At 71.0% G+C, this 20,245-nt stretch carries 10 protein-coding genes and 1 pseudogene; 3 read left to right on the forward strand and 8 right to left on the reverse strand.

Annotated elements, in window-relative coordinates; translation table 11 throughout:
* Nucleotides 1-67 precede the first annotated feature (67 nt).
* Nucleotides 68-4,834: a beta-ketoacyl synthase N-terminal-like domain-containing protein gene (locus ACTWQC_RS24780; RefSeq protein WP_443318000.1), complete on the reverse strand. Its 4,767-nt coding sequence runs from the start codon at nt 4,832-4,834 to the stop codon at nt 68-70.
* Between the two features lie 29 nt (nt 4,835-4,863).
* Nucleotides 4,864-12,120, reverse strand: coding sequence for an SDR family oxidoreductase (locus ACTWQC_RS24785; protein ID WP_443318001.1), 7,257 nt, complete (start codon nt 12,118-12,120; stop codon nt 4,864-4,866).
* Nucleotides 12,121-12,810: 690 nt separating this feature from the next.
* Between ACTWQC_RS24785 and ACTWQC_RS24790 the strand changes: the two genes are divergently transcribed.
* Complete coding sequence (locus ACTWQC_RS24790; protein WP_443318002.1) at nt 12,811-13,893, forward strand: extracellular catalytic domain type 2 short-chain-length polyhydroxyalkanoate depolymerase; 1,083 nt, start codon at nt 12,811-12,813, stop codon at nt 13,891-13,893.
* 77 nt (nt 13,894-13,970) lie between these two features.
* Here the strand turns inward: ACTWQC_RS24790 and ACTWQC_RS24795 are convergent, their stop codons facing one another.
* Complete coding sequence (locus ACTWQC_RS24795) at nt 13,971-14,201, reverse strand: DUF7848 domain-containing protein (RefSeq protein WP_443318003.1); 231 nt, start codon at nt 14,199-14,201, stop codon at nt 13,971-13,973.
* Nucleotides 14,202-14,541: 340 nt separating this feature from the next.
* Here ACTWQC_RS24795 and ACTWQC_RS24800 point away from each other — a divergent pair.
* Nucleotides 14,542-15,293 (forward strand): annotated as a pseudogene (locus ACTWQC_RS24800) (DUF6879 family protein).
* Between the two features lie 12 nt (nt 15,294-15,305).
* Complete coding sequence (locus ACTWQC_RS24805; RefSeq protein ID WP_443318004.1) at nt 15,306-16,151, forward strand: helix-turn-helix domain-containing protein; 846 nt, start codon at nt 15,306-15,308, stop codon at nt 16,149-16,151.
* A 383-nt stretch (nt 16,152-16,534) separates the two neighbouring features.
* Here the strand turns inward: ACTWQC_RS24805 and ACTWQC_RS24810 are convergent, their stop codons facing one another.
* The 5 genes from ACTWQC_RS24810 to ACTWQC_RS24830 all read right to left on the reverse strand — a co-directional run bounded on the left by ACTWQC_RS24810 (nt 16,535) and on the right by ACTWQC_RS24830 (nt 20,241).
* On the reverse strand, nt 16,535-17,539 hold the full coding sequence (locus tag ACTWQC_RS24810) for an ATP-dependent DNA ligase (protein WP_443318005.1): 1,005 nt from the start codon (nt 17,537-17,539) through the stop codon (nt 16,535-16,537).
* A gap of 160 nt (nt 17,540-17,699) precedes the next feature.
* Entirely contained in the window at nt 17,700-18,272 is a 573-nt protein-coding gene (locus tag ACTWQC_RS24815) for an HAD family hydrolase (protein ID WP_443318054.1), read from the reverse strand.
* On the reverse strand, nt 18,185-18,523 hold the full coding sequence (locus ACTWQC_RS24820; RefSeq protein ID WP_443318055.1) for an MFS transporter: 339 nt from the start codon (nt 18,521-18,523) through the stop codon (nt 18,185-18,187). The genes ACTWQC_RS24815 and ACTWQC_RS24820 overlap by 88 nt, the downstream gene beginning before the upstream one ends.
* A gap of 381 nt (nt 18,524-18,904) precedes the next feature.
* A complete protein-coding gene (locus ACTWQC_RS24825) occupies nt 18,905-19,339 on the reverse strand; it encodes a hypothetical protein (protein WP_443318006.1) in 435 nt (144 codons plus the stop codon).
* A 524-nt stretch (nt 19,340-19,863) separates the two neighbouring features.
* The gene (locus tag ACTWQC_RS24830) at nt 19,864-20,241 is read right to left on the reverse strand and encodes a hypothetical protein (RefSeq protein ID WP_443318007.1); all 378 of its coding nucleotides are present in this window, start codon (nt 20,239-20,241) and stop codon (nt 19,864-19,866) included.
* Nucleotides 20,242-20,245 lie beyond the last annotated feature (4 nt).

The raw sequence follows: 20,245 nt of genomic DNA on the forward strand, positions 1-20,245 counted from the left end.
CCGGCGATGTCCGCGAGGACGGCCGGCTCGTCCGCCGCGGGCGCCGGGGCGGTCTGCTCGCTGCTGGTCACTGATCGGTCTCCTCGGTCTCGTCTGCCGGGCCGGTTGTCCAGGCCACGGCGTAGTCCCTGCTCGGCAGCCCCGGAGGGTTGACCGTCCATGTGCTGTGCACCCGGTAGCGGCGCCGGGGCCGTTCGCCCGCCGCGGCCACCTCGACCAGGAGCCGTTCCGGTTCCGCCGCGACCACGGCGAAGTCCCGCGGCCGGCCGAGGAAGCCGGTGCCCTCCGCCTTCGCGACGGCTTCCTTCGCCGCCCAGAACGCCGTGGCCCACCGTGCCTCCGACTCACCAGTGGCGGCGCACACCTCGGCGAGGAGTTTCCGCTCCGGCTCCGCGAAGGCGACGGCGAGGGTCTGCTGGTCGCGGTCGGCGATCTCCTCGATGTCGATGCCGGGGCCCGGCCCGCCGTGGTGGCCCGTGTGGTGACCGGGTGGGCGCTGCACCACCAGCGCCACCCCGGCCTCCGCCCGGTGCGCGAGCGAGAGGGCCGACTCCGGCAGCGTCCGGCCGTGGATGCCGGTGGCGTACGGGCGGCCGTGTTCGTCGTTGCACACCTGGATCTCGGCGGGGAAGACCGGGCCCTCTCCCCGCTCCCAGAGCCACTGCCGCACGGCGTCCTTGGCCGCGATCCGGCCGAGCAGCCACTGCCTGCGGCCGCGTGGCGGACGGCGCTCGTACTCGGCCCGCTCGGCGCCGCCCAGATGGTTCCGCATGATCAGCTCGCGGGAGGCCAGGTCCGGCCAGCGCTCGTGCAGCAGGACCCAGCCGCCGGGCCGCGGCCTGGACAGTGTGGTGCGCTGGGGGAAGCGCTCCACCGCTCTGGTCTCGGGATGGTTGTCGAAACGGCGGTCCTGCCAGCCGGTGAGCTCCGCCCACACCTCCCCGTCCGCGACGAGCTGCACATCGGCTTCGAGGACGGCGTCCGTCAGCGAGGCGATCCCGACCAGGCACTCCACCTCGGTGCCGGGGCGCGGGTGCGGACCGAAGAAGCGCAGATGCCGTATGCCGACGGGGAAGACCACCGTCCGCTCGGTGCGGGTCGCCATGATCCAGTAACCGAGGAGCTGGCCGACGTTGTCCAGCAGCGCGCCGGGCGCGGGCGGCGTGGTGATCCTTCCGCGTACGTGCCGCTCCCCCATCGCGGTGATCTCCGTGATGCCCTGGAACGCCGGGCCGTGGAACATCCATCGCTCGCTGTAGAGCTCGGCCGCGCTGTGGTCGGGAATGCGCTCGGCGGCCGGGTCCGTACGCCACGGGGCCGGGCGGATGTCCGCGTACCGGGGCGCGAGTTCCACCTCGCCGCGCGCGCTTCGGCCGAAGGCGACGGCGAACCGGTCCGAGCCGTCGGGCGACGGCGTCACGGTGACCGGCACATCGGTGGGCGGTGTGGCGGTCACCCACTGGTCGAACCGTGCGCTGTGCACGCCGACCGCCCGCAGCGTGGGCATGGCCTGCTCCGCCGAGTCCATGAGGTGCTGGACGATCGTGGTGGCCGGGACGACAGGCCATCGGTCCGCCTCGTCGGGCCAGCCGGGCCGCTGCTGGAAGAAGCAGTGGTCGCGCAGGTACGGCATGGCATCGGTGGAAACCCGCAGGACGGTGCGCCACTCGCGGGCCGGGCCCGCCGCCTCCGCCCGGGGCACGGACAGCCCCGTCGGCGGGGACGCCGCCGCACCGCCGGAGGAAGCCACGGGCTCGGCTGCCGCCGGAGGTTCGGGAGCGGACGGGAGCCGGCCGGATGCCGCGATCAGCTCGGCGGCCGTATCGGCTGTCTCCCGCAGCAGCGCCCCGAGCTCCGCCGCCACCGGGAAGCGCTCCACAAAAGCGTCCAGCGCGAGCGCCGACTCCGGTCCAGGATCAGGGGTCAGGTCCGCCGAGCGGGACGCGAGTTCGCGGCGCAGGATCGCCACGTCGGGCCCGTCGAGGGAGATCAGCGCACCCCCCAGGTCGAGCCGCACCGGCGGTCGCGCGGCAGCCGCGGGCCGGGCGGAACGTACCGCTCCATGCCCCGCGGCAACGGGACGGGGAAGCGACGGGTCCACGGTCGCGCCCTCCGTCCACAGGGCGGTGGCCACCCGGCGGAGCCCCGCGACACCGTCGCGGCGCGGCGAGTTCGCGGCCACGGCGAGGTGTTCCCTGCCGTTCAGGGTGTCGCCGATGAGCGAGGTCAGCTGTCCGGTGCCGACCTGGACGAACGCCCGGAAGCCCGCCTCGTACATGGCCAGCGTCAGAAGCCGGAAGCGCACCGGCTCCAGCAGGTGCCGCACGAACAGCTCGCGCACCGCGGCCTCGGTCGGCGGATAGGGGGAGGCCGTCGTCCCCGACCACACGGGGACGGCCGGTGGGAACAACTCGAACCGTTCCGCGACGGCCCTGATCGGCCCCAGGCAGGGGGCCAGCATCGGCGTGTGGAAGCCCGACTGAAACGGCAGGACCTGTGCGATCACCCCCTCGGCACGCATCGCTCGCACGAACTCCTCGACAGGGGCCTCGGGTCCGCACACCATCGACTGGTTCGGCGCGTTGTCGTGGGAGAGCACGATCCGGTCGTCCGCACGCTCCCGGAGGGCGGCCAGCACCCGCTCGGCGGGAGCGCCCAGGACAGCGAAGGCAACGCCGGGCAGGCGTAGCGCGTCGGGGTCGAAGGAGTCGAGGAAGTCGTCGACCGCGTCACCGGAGTACAGTCCGCCCGCCGCCATCGCGGTCCACTCGCCGACGCTGTGCCCTGCCACCGCGTCCGGCACGACTCCCATCCGCCGCAGCACGCCGTCCAGGAGGCGGCCGACGCCGAAGACGCCGGCCCCGTGCCGGCCGATGTCGCCGACCCGCGCCTGCCCGACGGAGCGGTCGGCAGCGGGACCGGAAAGCCCGAAGTATGCGGCGACGCCGTCCACCCGGGGCTCGAACTCCCCCTCGAGGCCGGGGAAGACGAAGGCGAGCTTGCCCGGCTCGCCGGGGTCGCTGTGGTCGCAGGCGCCGAGCAGCGGACGGGGCGTGAACCAGATGTCGTTGCGGCCGCGCCAGGGGCGGCCCTTGGCCACCATGCGTCTGGCCAAGGCCAGCCGCTTGGCAGTCGGGTCGACGATGCCGAGCCTGCTGCGCCGCGCGTCGTCGGGCCGCGCGGACGCGGTGGCGAGCACGCCGGAGTCGTCCGCCGCGAGCAGCCCGGCCAGCTGCTCCGGAGTATCGGCGGCCAGGGCCAGGACGCGCTCCGGCTCGCTCACGGCGGCCCTGGGTACGGGTGCCCTGGGTAGGGGTGCCCCGGGTACGGCGGCCGCGGGTACGGCCGGGGCGGGGCCCGGCGCGGCGGCCGCGGGTGCGGGCTCCAGCACCACATGGGCGTTGATCCCGCCGAAGCCGAAGGCGTTCACCGCGGCGCGGCGTACGGGCCGGTCCGGGCCGGTCTCCCACGGCACGGCCCTGTCGATCGTACGGAACCGGGTGGGCGCCAGCGCGGGGTGCGGGTCGTCGCAGTGCAGGGTGGGCAGCAGCAGTCCGTGATGGACCGCCAGGGCGGCCTTGACCAGGCCGGCCACCCCGGCGGCCGGCATCGTGTGGCCGATCATCGACTTCACCGACCCGATCACGGCCCGGTCGTGGGTGGTGTCGCCGCCGGTGAGGTCGGTGCCGCCGGTGAGGCCGGTGCCGTCGGTGCCGCCGGTGCCGCCGGTGCCGAACACCGCTGCCAGGGTGGCTAGTTCGGCCGCGTCGCCGGCCGGCGTCGCCGTGCCGTGCGCCTCAAGCAGCCCGATCGAGCCCGGCTCCCGCGGGTCGAGGCCGGCCGCCCGCCACGCCTGCCGTACCGCCCGCGCCTGGCCACCCGGGTGCGGGCTGACCAGGCTCGCGGCACGGCCGTCACCGGCCACCCCGATGCCCCGGATGACCGCGTAGACCCGGTCCCCGTCCCGTTCCGCGTCGGCGAGCCGTTTGAGCACGACGACGCCGGTGCCCTCGCCGATCAGGATTCCGTCGGCCCCCCGGTGGAAGGGCCTGATCCGCTGGCTCGGCGACAGCGCGCGGAGCTGCGAGAAGACACTCCACAGGGTGATGTCGTGGCAGTGGTGCACGCCGCCCGCCAGCATCACGTCGCACCGGCCGGAGGCCAGCTCTCCCACAGCCTGGTCGACCGCGACGAGCGACGAGGCGCAGGCGGCGTCCACGGTGTACGCCGGGCCGCGCAGGTCGAGCCGGTTGGCCACACGCGAGGCGGCCAGGTTGGGCACAAGACCGATGGCCGCTTCGGGATGGTCGGGGCCGAGCTGGTCGGTGAAGGCCGCGTGGACGCGCTCCAGTTGGTCGGCCCCGAGGCCGGGCAGCAGCTCGCCGAGGGTGCGTACGAGCTGCCGGGCCGTGCGCACCCGCTGGTCGAGCCGGACGAGGCCGGGGGTGAGGTAGCCGCCGCGACCCAGCACCACACCCACCCGGTGCCGGTCGGGCAGCCGCTCCTCGCCGCCCGCGTCGGCGACGGCCGCGGCGGCCACGTTCAGCGCGATCAGCTGGTCGGGCTCGGTGCCGGACACCGTGGCGGGCATGATCCCGAACCGGGTGACCTCGACCTCGGCGAACTCGTCGACGAACCCGCCCCGTCGGCAGTACACCCGGTCGGCCACGGCCGGACCGCGCCCACCGTCCGGATCGTAGAAATCGGCGTCCCACCGCCCGGCCGGGACGTCGGTGATCGCATCCGCGCCGCTCACGAGATTCCGCCAGTACGCCGCCAGGTCGGGGGCACCGGGCAGCAGAACCGCCATGCCGACGATGGCGACCGGGGGCATCCGGCCGGCCGTCCTCCCGTCCCCCACGGTCACCATCCCGATGCCGTGTAGACGACGGCACGGGCCGACTCGTCGCCCCAGGCGAGCTCCCGCAGCAGTGCGAGCGTTCCCTCCTCGGGATCGATGAGTGTGATACCGCGCCGCGCGTACTCGCGCCCGAGCTCCGGGGTGACCATGCCGGTGTGCGAACCCGCGGGAGCCCACGGGCCCCAGTGCACGGTCAGCGCCCGGCGGCCGGTACGGGCCGCCCACTGTGTGCCCAGGGCTTCCAGTACGTCGTTGGCCGCCGCGTAGTCCACCTGGCCGCGGTTGCCGAGCACGGCGGAGATGCTGCCGAAGAGCACGGCGAAGGACGGTCCGTCCGGCAATTGTTCCAACGCCTCCAGCAGCGTGCTCGCGCCGCCCGCCTTCGTATCGAAGACCCGCTGGAACGACTCGGCGGACTTCTCCTCGATCAGCCGGTCCTCGATGACGCCCGCCGCGTAGACGACGCCGTCCAGCCGGCCGTGGTCGGCATGAATCTCCTTCACCGCCTGGCGCACCGCATCGGGCTCCCGGAAGTCCACCGAGCGGTACCGGACTTGGCCACCGAGGCTCCGCGCCTCCTCCACCGTGGCGGCCACCTCGCGCTGTGCCAGGATCCGGGCGGCGGTCCGCTGGATCTCGGCGGGCGTCCGGCTGCCCTGGGCGGCGAGAGCCGCGCGCAAGGCGGCCTCGTCGCGGGCCCCGGCGGTGAACGGATCCTCGGGCCCGACGGGCTCGGGGGTGCGGCCCAGCAGCTCGATCCGGCAGCGGGCGGCTGCCGCGAGGGTGGCGGCGAATCGCGCGGTGATGCCCCGTCCCCCGCCGGCCAGGACGACCACGGAGTCGCGGTCGAGGCCGATGGCCGCGGCCTCCGCCGCTCCGTCGCCCGCGGGACCGGCGCCTGAGGAACCGAGGACGCCGAGTCCGCTCTCCATCAGCTCCAGACCGTGCCGGCCGGCGGCTCTGCGCAGCACGACCGGCGGGCCGTCCGGGGCGAGCAGTTCGCCGAGCAGCGCGTCGGCGACGACGGCGGGCGTGAGGCCGGGGGCTTCGGGAGCCTCAAGGGCTTCGGGGACTTCGGGGGCTTCGGGGGCTTCGGGGGCGAGGATGTCCACCACCCTGGCCACGGTCTGCGGGTACTCCCTGGCCACCGTGCGGAACAGCCCGTGCAGCCCGGCCGCACGCAGGCTCTGCGGCTCCGCCGGACGGGCGGCCAACAGCCAGCGCGGGCCGCGCCGCAAAGCCGCCTGGACCACGGGAAACGCCTCGGGCAGCACCGGTGCGCCGATGCCGGCCAGCGGGTCGAGCAGCATCACTCCGTCCACCGGGCCGTCCTGTTCGGTGAGCAGATGCCTGGCGGATACGGCCAGCGCCTCGGCGCCGTACGCGGCCAGCCGGTCCGACACCGCGTCAGCCGCTCCGTCGCCGTCCCCGAGCAGGACGAAGCGCTTGCCGCCCAGTACGGACCCGGGATCGGCGGCGCCGCCCGGATCGCCCAGTGGCACGGGCTGGAGCCGGAGCCGCCTGGGAGCCTCGCCGCTCACGGCAGGCGGCTCCTGCCGTGCCGCCGCGGGCGGGGCGGCGGTTTCAGGGGCGGACTGCGGGACGGCGGGGGCGGCCGGCCGTCCGGTCAGCCAGGAGGTGACGGCGGCGGCGGTACGGGCCTTCGCCAGCTCTTCCAGCTCCTCGTCACCGAGGGCCGCGGCACCCGCACCGGCCACACCCAGACGCTCCGCGAGTTCACCCGCGATCTCCGCCCGTTTGATCGAGTCGATACTGAGGTCGGCTTCGAGGTCGAGGTCGGGCTCGATCATGTCGACGGGGTATCCGGTGCGTTCGCTGATGATCTCGGAGACCACCCGCAGCACCTCGTCCTCGGTGACCGCGACGGGAGCGGGCACCGCTGCGGGTACGAGCACCGCTGCGGGTCCGGGTTGCGGAGTGATGCCGTGCGGAGGCTCGTCGGACACCGGCTGCGGCTGGACTGCGGGTGCGGACACAGCGGGTGCGGACGCGGCGAGCGCAGCCGGCGCCGCGGGCCGGCCGCCCGGCGCGGCTGCGAAGTAGCTGAGGAGCACGTCGCGCTGCGCGGCGACCATCTCCCGGCTGGCCTTGAGGAATTCGGAGACCAGCACGTCCCCGTCGCCCTGCGTGCCGCTTGCCCGCTCCGACTGGCTCACACTCGCCTCCATGACACGTCGAGCCGGTGCCAGCGCACCGGGAAGGAGTTCACCGGCAGCCGTACGGACCAGCTGGCCGTCGACCGTCCAGCCGGGCCGCTTCGGCGGCGCGGTGCGCCCCGCGTCAACGGCGTCGCGGTCACGGAACATCCAGCCGGTACGCACGGGCAGCCCGGCGACGGCCAGTTGAGCGAGGGCGTCGAGGAGGCCGCGCACGCCGCCGGAGTGACCTCGCCGCCCCTCGCAGGCGACGGCGCGGTGCGGCCGGTCGCCGAGGATCTCCCCGACCAGCCGGGTGAGCACCCTGCCGGGCCCTGCCTCGACGAAGACCCTGGCCCCCGCCTCGTACATGGCCTCGATCTGCGGGGCAAAGAGGACCGGCGCCCCGATCTGGGCGGCGAGTTCCGCGCGGAGCGCGTCCGGAGCGTCGCCGTGCACGGCCGCGGTGCGGTTGGCCCAGACCGGGAACTCCGGCGCCATCACCGGCCGGCTCGCCAGGACCTTGGCGAACCGGTCCCCGGCGCCGGCGACCAGCGGGCTGTGGAAGGCGCAGGCCACCGGAATCCGTTTGGCTCCGTACCCCGCCTCCCGCAACAGCTGCACGGCGGTGCCCACCGCCTGCTCCGGACCGGAGACCACGGTCTGCCGGGGCGCGTTGCGGTTGGCGAGGACGACCCGGCCGGCGAGCCCTGCCTCGTACAGAACCCGCTCAACGTCGTCGGCCCCGGCCGCCACCGCCGCCATGGTGCCCGGCTCCTCCCCCGCGGCCTCCAGGATCGAGGCCGCTCGCTCGGCACTCAGCTCCAGCAGGTCGCGTGGGGTGAAGGCGCCCGCCGCGCAGAGCGCGACCAGCTCTCCGTAGCTGTGCCCGGCTGCCATGTCGGGCCGTACACCGGCCGATGTGAGCAGGGAGTACGCGGCCAGCCCGACGATTCCGAGGGTCGGCTGCGCAATCCGGGTGTCGGTGATCCCGGCCTGCTGCCGCGCCTTCGCGGACTGGTCGAAGGCGGCCGGCGGGTAGAGCACATCCGTGTACGTGCGGCCGAGTTCGAGGAGGTGCTGGAATTCGGGGAAGGCGACGAACAGCTCCGCGAACATGCCGGGCCGCTGGCTGCCTTGGCCGGGGAAGAGGAAGGCGACCTTGCCGGGACCCGGTTCCGCCCGCACTTCCGTCCCCGGTCCAGGGCTGTCCGGCGTACCGCCGGATTGCTGTTCCGCACCGGCGAGGTGGACTCCCGCGGCGGGATCGTGCTCGCCCGCCAGCACCCGCCGCAGCTGCCCAACCAGACCGCCCGGCCCGTCGAGGTGTGTGGCGACCACGGCTGCTTGTACGGGCTCGTGGCTGGTGTCGGAGCGGCGGGAGGCGGCCAGCGCGAGGTCGCGCAGCCACCAGGGCCGCCCGGCCGCCTCGTTCGCCGTGGCCGTCCTCAGCGTCTCCTCGACGGCGCGGAACGCCGCCGCGCGGTCGGCGCCGCGGAAGGTGAACAGCTCGGCGGGCCACGCGTCGAGGCCATGGGCCGGGGGCGCCCCGCCGTCGTGGGCCGCCAGCACCACATGGAAGTTGGTGCCGCCGAAGCCGAACGCGCTGACTCCAGCGATCCGTTCGGCCGGCGGGGCCGCCCAGGGACGGGCCTCGGTGTGGAAGGAGAAGGGGCTGCTCCCCGGCTCCCAGGCGGCGTTCGGCCGTTTCAGGTGGAGAGTCGGCGGCTTGACACCGGTATGCAGCGCCAGCACGGTCTTGACCAGGCCGGCCAGCCCGGCGGCGCACTTGGTGTGGCCGATCTGGGACTTGACGGAGCCCAGCGCACAGCGCCCTGGCCCGGCCCCGGCGTCGGTGAACACCGCGCTGAGAACGGTCAGTTCGGTACGGTCGCCGACGACCGTACCGGTGCCGTGGGCCTCGACCAGGCCGACGTCGGAGGGCGAGACGCGGGCGTTGCGGTAGGCGCGCTCCAGGGCGGCCCGCTGGCCCTCGGGGCGCGGTGCCGTCAGGCCGAGCGACCGCCCGTCGCTGGAGCTTCCTACGCCCTTGATCACGCCGTAGATGCGGTCGCCGTCCCGTTCGGCGTCGGCCAGCCGCTTGAGCACCACGCAGGCGACGCCCTCGCCGAGCGCGATGCCGTCCGCCGAGCTGTCGAAGGTGCGGGAGCGGCCGGTCGGGGACAGCGCGTGCACCGAGGAGAAGAGCAGGTAGTCGTTGATGCCGTTGTGCAGGTCGGCTCCGCCGCACAGGACGACGTCGCTGGTCCCGGTGACCAGTTCCTTGCAGGCGACGTCGACGGCGGCCAGCGACGACGCGCACGCCGCGTCCACGGTGTAGTTGGCGCCGCCGAGATCGAGCCGGTTGGCGATCCGCCCGGAGATGACGTTGGCGAGCATGCCGGGGAAAGAGTCCTCGGTGAGCGCGGGCAGCTGTGCTGCCAGGCCCTGCGGCACCGTGCCGAGGTAGGACGGCAGGACGGCGCGCAGCGTCTGGGCGTTGGACAGGTCGCTGCCCGCTTCGGCACCGAAGACGACGGAGGTACGGGAGCGATCGAAGGCCCGCCCGTCCCGGTCGCCGTATCCGGCATCGTCCAGAGCCCGGGCGGCGGCCTCCAGCGCGAGCAGCTGCACCGGTTCGATGCTGTTCAGTGAGGCCGGCGGGATGCCGTAGCGCAGCGGGTCGAAGGGGATCGGCGGCAGGAAGCCGCCCCACTTGGAGTTCGTCGCGCCGCTGCCGCCGTCGTTGACGCCGGTGCCGGGGGTCCTGTTGCCGGTGCCGGTCTTGGCGTGCCCGTCCGCCGAGTAGTGGACGGCCGGATCCCATCGCTCGGCGGGCACTTCGGTGACGGCGTCGACGCCGCCGAGGACATTGGCCCAGAAGGAGGCGAGGTCGGGAGCCTGCGGGAACATGCAGGCCATACCGACCACGGCCACGTCCAGCGGCGCGGGGGCTTCCGGCTCGGCGCGCTCCCCGGCCGGATCCACACCCAGGCGCTCGCGGAGCGCCGCCGCGCTTGCGGTGAGGAAGTCCGCGGCCGCCGAGGCGACCGACCGGTGCAGCGCGCTGATGGTGGTGGTGTCCGAGCGCAGCACAGCGACCTGTCCGGCCATGAACATGCCCTCGGTGAGCTGGCGGTCCTCGTCGACCGGCACCAACTCCCCGTCCGCGCCGCGCTCCACCCCCTTACTGGCGACCCGCAACCGGCCGACGTTGAGCCGCTCCAGACTCTCCCAGCGCTGCCGGTCCGGCACTCCCTGCTCCTGCAGCCGCTCCTTGACGGCGCGGTAGCTGTCGGTGAAGGGGCTGGGCACACACCGCGTGGCGTGGCCCGGGGCGGTCTCGAGCAGCGCGGTGCGCCGCGCCGACACCACCTGGCGCTGGAAGAGCGGCTGTACGGCACCGTGGGCCACCGCCTCCTCGGTGAAGAGGTAGGCGGTGCCCATCAGCAGGCCCACGGCGACGCCGCGCCGCGTCAGCGGGGCGGCGAGCGCGGCGACCATCGCGGCGGACCGCTCGTCGTGGACACCGCCGGCGAAGAAGACCTCGATCCGGCCGGGCGCACTGCTGCCGCCACCGCTGCCGTCACCCTCGACGTCGCTGCCGCTGCCGCTGCCGCTCCCGCTGTTGCTGTCGCTGTTGCTGCCGCTGTCCAGGAAGTCCTCGATCACCGCGATCTGCGCCTCCCAGAGCGGGAAGCTGTTCCGCGGGCCGACATGACCGCCACACTCGGAGCCCTCGAAGACGAATCGGCGAGCACCGGCCGCCAAGAACTGGCGGAGCAGCCCCGGCGAGGGAACGTGCAGGAAGGTGGTGATCCCGTCCTTCTCCAGGGCCTCGGCCTGCGAGGGCCGTCCACCCGCAACGATGGCGTGGCTGGGGCGGGCCTCCCGTATGGCCTCGAGCTGGGCATTCCTGACCTCATCCGGGGCGAAGCCGAGCACGCCGACCCCCCAGGGCCGTCCGGCGAGGACGGCTCCGGCTTCCTCCAGCATGGTGCGCGCCTGCTCGCGCCCGGCCAGGGCGAGCGCGATGAACGGCAGAGCGCCGTCCGCGGCGACGGCGGAGGCGAACCCGGCCTGGTCGCTGACCCTGGTCATGGGGCCCTGTGCGATCGGCAGCCGGGTGCCGAGCGTGCCGCACATCGGCGCGCCGGGACGTAGCGCCGAGGCGCCCGAGTCGTCCCGTACCGCGTCCCGTACGGCGTCGGTCATGGCCCGGACGGTCCGGCCGACGTCATGCCAGCGCTCGGCGAAGCGCGCGGCGAGGAAGCCGTCCTGGCCCACGGGGAGCAGCCGGGTGCGCAGGTCGCGCACCCCGAGCAGGGCGGCGATACGGGCGGACTCCGGGCCGTCGGCGCCCTGTCCGCCGCGCCCGTCCGCACGGTCGGCGGTGGGGAGTGCGGCGCCGGGACCGCGGCGCCGCAGCACCCGGTGGCCGCCGAGGACGGTGGTCTCCGAGCCGTCCATGGAACGGAGCACGGAGGCCGCCTCCTCCGGGAGGCCGGATTCGGCGAGCAGCGCCAGCTGGGTGTCCAGGACGACCCCGGCCGCTCCGCCGGCCACGGCAGCCGCGGCCGTTCGCGGACCGATGCCGCCGCAGGCCCAGACCGGTACGGCTAACGCCCGCTCGCCGAGCAGCTGCTGGAGGAGCACGAAGGTACCGAGTTCTCCGATCCGGCCGCCGCTCTCGCTGCCCCGGGCGATCAGGCCGTGCGCCCCCGCCTGAACGGCGGCGAGGGCCTCGTCCAGGCCGGTGACCTCGGCCAGCACCCGGCAAGGGCCTGCGATGTCGCGAACCGCCCATGGAGAGTCGACGCCGAGCACCACCGTGTGCGCTCTGGTGCCGTCGTCCTGGGTGGGACCCACGGGGAAGTCCGCGGGCGTGAGCCGGCAGCCGGCGGCTACCCGGACTCCGTACCGACCACCGGCCGTCCAGCTGCGGATGCGCTCCAGTGCTTCCTGGGCCTGCCGGTCGCCCGTACCGAGGTCGAGCACGCCGAGCCCGCCGGCGCGGCTGACCGCGGTGACGAGTCTGGCGTCCGGTTCGCCGAATGGGCTGATTCCGATGACAAGGTCGTCGAGGTGCGCAGCGGAGGTCATGTAATCTCCGAAAAATTTGGTGGTGCAGTGGGGGGAAAGGGAGATAATTCGGGCATGCGCTTGGGTGTACGGGCTTGGGGATTCCTGCCCGGAGCGATGCCCGGATCGGCGGCGCGCTGCCGAAATTAGCGACGGCATTACCGGATAGTCAACAGGTAACCATGCTCCCCGCGTTGGCGGTGGTTGACGCAGGCGGGCGGCCGCCCGCCTTGGTCCGGACCTCCCACGTCCGGCGATTTCACGCGTGGATCATGACCGTGACACGTATGGGTTATCTCGCCGGTGCGTCATATGTTGACGTCTGCGTCATAGGCAGGCAGAAAGTCCTCGCGCGCCGAAGGAAATTGGCGTGCGAAGGACGGAGCCGTATTGCGTCGCTCTTTCTCGGGATGTCACCTCACATCCCTCGGGATGTTGCCCCACAACCCTGTGACGTTGCGGTCTCTCCGGCAGCAAGCTCACCCTTCCGGCGTCAACCGGGCTTGACCATGTGCACGGGTCACACCGCGCGCTCGGCATGACCCGCAGGCGGCCACATGTCACACCCGGGACCACACCGCCCGCCGAACTCGCCTTCGGACAATGGTGTCGTGCACCAGGCCGGACCCTCGGGATGAGTCGGAGCCCCACGTCGTCACGTACAACGAGAGCCTCCAGGATGGCGGACCCACCCCCTACCTGGAGACATGAATGAGGTTCAAACAGACGCTCCTGACGATGACAGCGGCCCTCGGCCTGGTGACGGCGACCACGGGCACCAGCGCCGTGGCCGACGTCCCCGACCCCACTCCGGGGTCCCTGCAGCAGTACGACATCAACTCGGTCTACGTGTCGGGGGTTTCGTCCGGCGGATACATGGCCAACCAGCTGCACGTCGCCCACTCCGATGTCTTCAAGGGCGCCGGCATCTTCACCGCCGGCGCGTACGACTGCTCGCAGGGCAACCTCAACACCGCGCTGTACGCGTGCATGGACACCTACCTGCCCCGCAAGACCCCGGCCCAGCTGGAACAGGAGACCCGCGACCGCGCGACGGCCGGCAGTCTGGACCCGGTCGCGAACCTGTCGGGGGACCCGGTCTGGCTCTACCACGGCAGCTCCGACCAGACCGTCGACCGGGCAGTCAAAGACGATCTGGCCACGTACTACCGCGACTTCGGCGCCGACGTCTCCTACGACACGACCTCCAGCGCCGGGCACGGCTGGGTCAGCCCGCTCGGAGAGGTCCCCTGCTCCTCCACGGCCGCGCCCTACATGAACAACTGCGGCACCGACCCCGAAAGGGACATGCTCACCCACCTCTTCGGCACCGTGAAGCCCGCCGCCGACGCCCCGCTGAACGGCAAACTCATCCAGTTCGACCAGAACAGCTACGCGCCGGGAGGCAGCGCGGCCGCGATCAGCATGGGCAACGAGGGCTTCGCCTACGTCCCGCAGTCCTGCGGGTCCGGCTCATGCAAGCTCATGGTCGCCCTCCACGGCTGCTACCAGTACTACGGCCTGATCGGGAACACGTTCATGGGCCAGGCCTACCTGAACGAATACGCCGACACCAACGACATGATCGTCCTGTACCCGCAGGCCACGACCGCAAGCGACAACCCGCGCGGCTGCTGGAACTGGTGGGCCTACGGCGGCGACACCCACTACGCCGAGAAGAGCGGCAAACAGATCACCGCGATCATGAACATGATCAAAACACTGGCCGGAGACACCGCGTCTCCCGCGCCGGCCACCCCCAAGGGTGCGGCAGCGCTCGATCCGCAGCCATAGCGGCATGCGGGGAACCAGCAGACGAGTCGAGCTGGTCGCTGCGCTGCGCCGCCACCATCACAAGGAGGGCAGGAGTCTCATGGGGTCGGCAGAGCCCGCCAGAACCGGGTGATGATCTCGCGGTAGCCGGTATGGCCGGTCCGCCCCGTGTGGGAGAGCGCCCACAGCTCGACCGGCTCACGGTCCTCGCCAGACGGCTGCGACCGATCGGAGCACGTCGTGCACTCGGCCTCGAAGATCGCGTCTTCGGCGTTCGGGTCGGCGGTCAGCGTGTGCGGCACGAACGCGTACCTGGCCCGGATGCTCACGATGACCGCCTCGCGTGAGGATGCCGCGCAATCTCTACGCTGCAATCGGAGACGAGAGACCAGTTCCGGGCCGCCGCCGCGGTGGAGCGCTGCCTATCGAGGGCGGCGCACACGTCGCATCCGTCAGTCGGCTTCGGAGCCTCGGTGGGCAGGCCGACGTGCACGGGCGCAGCCATGGTCGTCGTGGGATCACTCATGAACAGAAAGCTATGGACCGGCAGTTGAATGACGCGAGAGGAAATTCTCGATTATTCTCGTGTCGTGGCTGACGATGCGTCGACATTCCCGCGCTGCCGCCGACATCCTGTGAGCCGAGGGCTTCCCAGAGAGGGGTAGAGCGATGGCACGCAGGTTGCGCTTCAATGGCACGGGCAGCGGCGGCACCGGCTGCCCGTCACTGCATGAGGACCTGGACAGCCGGGAGGTCATCGTTCACGGCCTGCCGCTGACAGACCCCGAAGACACCGCGCAGCTCCAGCACTCTCCGACGGAGAGGTAGCGGTCGTGGTACCGCGCGAACTCCTCGTGGACTACGCGCCGAAGGACGCCACACGCACGGCGAGGATCATCGACCTGGACGAGTTCGAGACCTTGTTCAGGACGTTCCAGCACACCGCATGGCGTCTGGAGACCAGGCGCCGGTACGCGAGCGACGAAGCGACGGACACCTACCAGCAATTCATCGAGACCGGCGCCGCGCAGTGGGACTTCAACGAGTCGTATTGCGAAATGATCCGGACGCAGACAGAGCAGGGCAAGCGCGTTGAGCGCGTCCGCATCGTCGACAGCCCGCCCACGACCGGCCAGCTCTACCTGCTCGACAACGCGAAGCGGAACAGCGCCCTGGGAGAGGACATCCGTAACCTGTGGCGGGCGGACGCCCAGCGGCTACGCCTGCCCGAAGAGGACTTCTGGATCTTCGATTCGCGGCTGATCGCCAAGCTCAACTTCGACGACGGCGACCAGCTCGTGAACGTCGAACTCATCACGGAGCCCGCCGAAGTCGTGCGGTGCTCCCTGGCACGCGACGCCGCGTGGCACCACGCTCTCCCGTACAAGACGTTCGCGGCGGGGCTCGCCGCGGCCAAGTAGCGTGTGCAACCGGTGAGCACGGACTACCAGCAGGCGCGGGCCGCCCTCGGGCTAAGACTCCGGGAACTCCGCGGCTCGTGCCCTGGCGGTCGGCTCACCGGTACACAACTGGCCGAACGACTCGGCTGGACGCAGTCGAAGGTCAGCAAGCTGGAGAACGGACGGCAGACCGCGACGGCCGAGGATCTGCGGGCGTGGGCTGAGGCGACCGGCCAGCCCGAGACTTACGACGAACTGCACGCGCGTCTGAACGGGTTCGAGTCGCACATCCGCTCGTGGCGGAGGCAGCTTGCATCTGGCCACCGTCCGGTGCAGGACACCTGGAATGCGCTGGTCGCGGAGACCTCGATCATCCACGGGTGGGAGAACTCCATGGTGTCCGGCATGCTCCAGACAGCAGATTACGCACGCCATGTCTTCATCCGCTACGCCGAGCTGCAGAAGTCCGCACGCGACACCGAGGACGCTGTCCGTGCCCGCATGAAGCGGCAGGAATGGCTTTACCAGCCCGGCAAGAAGTTCCACATCATCATGTGGGAAGCAGCCTTGCGGGCCCTGATCTGCCCACCATCGGTGCTGGCCGCGCAACTGGACCGTCTCGCCGGAGTTGTCGGCATGGACACCGTCCGGCTCGGCATCGTCCCATTCGGAGCGCCCCTGAAGATCCCTCCCGCCGACGGATTCTGGATCTTCGACGAACGGCTCGCCATCACGGAGGACTGGCACGCCGAGCTGTGGCTCGACGATGCGGACAGCATCGGCACGTACATGCGCGTGTGGGAGACACTGCGGGAATCCGCGGTTTTCGGGGCCGACGCACAACGCGTGATCAATGAGGCGCACCGGGCCCTCGGCTGATCACCAGATCCGCGCCCGCATCCAGCACCGCCACCGGGCCACCACGCCCACCCCAACTCGTCGCCAACGGGTGCAGGCCCCGGCCGCGGCGGTCGGCCATGACCCTCGTCCGTGGGCAGCTCGAGTGCGCGTCGGTTGTTACGCCCAGGGACTCGGGGAGACCCTTCTCGCGGCGGTAGGCGGCGGCACGGGCCCGTATTTCCGCGCCGCCCGCGAACTCCGTGCCTGGCGGAACGAGCCCGCGGTGCAGGAGGCCCAGGATCGGAGCGCAGCGGTTTGCAGTCGGCCCGCAGCCGTCGGCGAGACCGAGAAACCGGGGAGAGAGACCGAGCCGGACGCGCGTGGCGCTGCTCCTGGTCGAAGGCCGACGAGCGCGACCGCGTTCACCCGCTGACGGGGCGCTGGCCTTCGCCGAAGGGCGCGACGTCGGCGGGGGCGATGTCGGTGCGCAGTCGCAGGGGCCGGACTGCGTGACGCCATCGGCCGGCGTCGACAGCCGTGTCGCCGTGGAATTCCACGACGTGTTCGGGCTCGACCGGCGTGAACTCCAGTGGCTCCCGGCTGCTCCAGGACGCTGTGATGCGTACGTCCGCCCACGGATGCCCCGGACCACCGGCGGTGAGCAGGCGGCCCAATTCGCTGCGGAGGGAGGCGGTGAGCGGTGTGCTGCGGGCGGCGAGACGGAGGATGCCGTCCGTGTCGTAGCGGCCGAGCAGCAGCGTGAGCGGGGCGGTGACGGGGCCGGTGACCGCGCCGATGATGGCTTCGCTGGTCTCCTTGGCCCGCACCTTGATCCAGCCGCGGCGGCCCGGGTGATAGGCCTGGTCCCAGCCCTTGGCCACGACTCCCTCGACGCCGACGGGTCCCCATAGGGTCAGCCACTGCTCGGCCAGCTCCCGATCGTCGGTCACCGGGGTCAGGGTCCACGGCGCGCCCAGGTCGTGGGTGGCGAACAGATCCTCCAGAGCGGCGCGGCGGACCCGGTACGGCTCGTGGAGGAGCTCGGCCGTGCCGCGCTGAAGCAAGTCGAATGCCAGGTAGTGGGCGGGCTGGAGGTGGGCCAGGTGTCGGGTCGTGGCCAGCGGGCGGTTCACGCGCTGCTGCAGCGCGCCGAACTGCAGGCGGCCCTCCATCAGGATCACGGCCTCGCCGTCGAGGACGACCTCTTCGGGCAGCGCCGCGGCGGCGTCGGTGATCTCGGGGAAGGCGGCGCTGAGATCGTTGCCGGAGCGGGACTGCAGCTGCGTCGTTCCGGAGGAATGGAAGACCAGGAGCCGGAAGCCGTCGTACTTCGGCTCCAGGGCGATGCCGCCGGGCAGGGCCCTCGGCACGGGCAGGGTGTCGGTGGCCTTGGCCAGCATCGGTTCGATCGGGGGGATGAGAGCCACGACTACAGTATGGAACCTTTAGGGGCAAATGTGCATTAATGCACCAATCCGCCGTACGCCCAAACCTCGTCATAGTGGAAGAGCTGCTGCTCGGCGGTGGTGGTGCCGTCTTCCCGTCCGACGGCAGCTAGGTCACTCGCACGCGCAGTCGCCGTGCGCCTCAGGCGTGGGCGCCGGTGCCGGTGAAGGGCCGGACGTCGATGACGGCCATGCCCGCGGCGTGGGCGGCGGCGATGCCTTCGTCGCTGTCCTCGTAGACCGTGCACCGTGAGGGCGCGGCTCCCAGCTCCTCGGCCGCGCGCAGGAAGATGTCCGGGGCGGGCTTGCCGCGCTCCACGTCATCACGGGTGACCAGGGTGTCGAAGCGGTCGTGGAACGGCTGATGCCGCAGGGTCTCTTCGATGATGCGACGGGACCCGCCGGATGCCACAGCCATCGGCAGCCGGTGGTGCATGGCATCGACGACCTTGAGCAACTCCGTGTGCGGGCGCACCTCGTGTGCCCCCTTGAGGAACAGCTCGTCGCGGTCGGCGACGATCTGCTCCACGGGGCGGGACAGCCGCAGCGCGCGCTCGTCCACCAGGGTGTGGATCATCTCCGCGGAGGAGAGCCCGGTGCGGGCGTCGAACCACTCCTTCTCCAGGGTCACGCCCTCGGGGGCCAGGGCACCCGACATGGCACGGTAGTTGGCGTACTGGCTGTCGACCAGGGTGCCGTCCCAGTCGAACAGCAGACAGCCCGCGTTGGTAGGGGCGAGTTCGGGGTGCATGGGAGAGTCCCCTTTCTGGTTCCGCTGGTTACCTGGACCAGCGGCAGGAACGTTGTTGCCACCAGGAAGTCCGCTGCCCGGTGCGCTGCGGTGGCCAGGCTCATCAGCACACCCCGCGTCCGCGAGGGGTAGATCTCGGAGATGTAGACCCAGAACACCGCGGCAGGACCGACGGCCCCTGCGGTGATGAACACGCACAGCAGCAGCGCGGTCACCGCTCCCTCGTACCCGAGCGGCTGGGCGGCCGCCGGGACCGCGAGCAGCTTCCGTGTCACCTGGTACAGCAGTGAGACGATCACCTGAGCAGGGTTCCAGCCCGCCCGCGTCGCGCGCCATACTCGCCGAGCAACAGCGATGTCCTGCGCCAAATGGTTCGCGTCAGATCATCCGCGACGGAGACGCCATAAGCATCTGATCGAATGCGAGCAGCGGGCCCAGAATTACCGCTACGGCGTTGCCAAGGTCGATCACGACAGCGGCACTGCGCCGCATAGGGCTGCCCGGGGAGCCGGGTACGGGACGGGAGTTCGGTTCATCATAGTTTTACGGAGCGCCACTGACGCCTGCAGACAGCAGATCCGGGTCTCATTCCCAATTCACTCGACGGGGAACCAGTTGATATTCCGAAAGATTCCAGGATAATCCTCGGTCAGCATCCGCATCAATGCCGCCTTGGTGGCAGGCCTGCATCGCTCATGGGCCTTTATCAGCACCTCGCGACTCCTTAGGAACTGATCCAGAATCTCCCAATAGATCACATCCTGAACATGCGGATCTTCGTTGAGAAAGAACCCTTCAATGAAGTCGAAGCAGCCATTCAGCACGTCATCCGACTCCTCCTCACCACTCAGGGCGGAAAATAGGATGGGGTGAAGGACTATCGACAAGAAGTCGGAAAGGTTTGAGTCGACACTTGGCCATTCGGCAAAATATCGTCGATCCGGTTCTTCGACTGCCTGCAGCGCTTCACGTGCACCAGGAACCAGTCGCACGAACTCCCTGACAACATCCCGGCAGCCAATCGCATCCATACAAAACCCTCGCAAAGGGTAGAGGCCCGTTCGCGCAGGGGCGAACGGGCCTCCATGCTAGGACAAGGGTGCAGGGCCCGGGGGCTCAGTCAGATCGTGGAATCCGAATGGATCGATGCCATCCTTGAACATCTCCCAGAAACCACCGACGATCCCATACTGTCTGATATAGCTGGGGGCCTGCGCAGCACTGATTCCTATTATTCCCGCAATACCGAAGGCCTTATATCCACCCCTCAGGTTCCTCGGTTCCCCTGAGGGTCGCGGCGGCGCCTTCGGGTGATGAGAAACAAAATCCTGGCCCGTCTTCGTCCAGACCTCGCCGGACACGCCGAGCTAGTCGAAGGTGGTGGTCTTCTCACCCGCAGCGCCGACGTTGTCCGGCTTGGTCGATGTGCGGTCCAGCGGGTCGAAAGTGCATTTCCGTCGTGGACGTAGGTGTGCTCGGAGATCAGGGTGCCGTTCGACTCCTTAGCGATCTGTGTCTTCAGCCCTCCGCCCCTACTTCGAGCAGCCGCCGTCAGTCAGCGCATGAGCTTCAGCACGGATCGCGAAGAAGCGGACATCCTCAGCAGGAGGGCGGTATCCCGCATCTCACGCCACTTCTCGCCATATAGAATCTCAGAGGTTGTATAGGAGTTCGACTGCGAATCGATGACTTCAGAGAGGTGGAGCAGCCGGTCAAAGAGCTCTCTCTCCTCGGGAAGCACCTCCCCACTCTCCGTCATTTCCTCGAGGAGCGATTCATACCCCTGAAGATCCTCAAGGAACTCAGCCATCGCCATTTCAGGCTCGGGGTGATCATTCCACCGCAGATACTCCAACTGAATCACAGGCTCCGCGGACATCACGTCGAGCAGCCTCATCAGGTTCAGGAATCTCTGCAACTTCAAGCTGTACATACAC

Origin of the sequence: Streptomyces sp. 8N616, from assembly GCF_052246385.1 — a bacterium.
GTDB lineage: Bacteria > Actinomycetota > Actinomycetes > Streptomycetales > Streptomycetaceae > Streptomyces.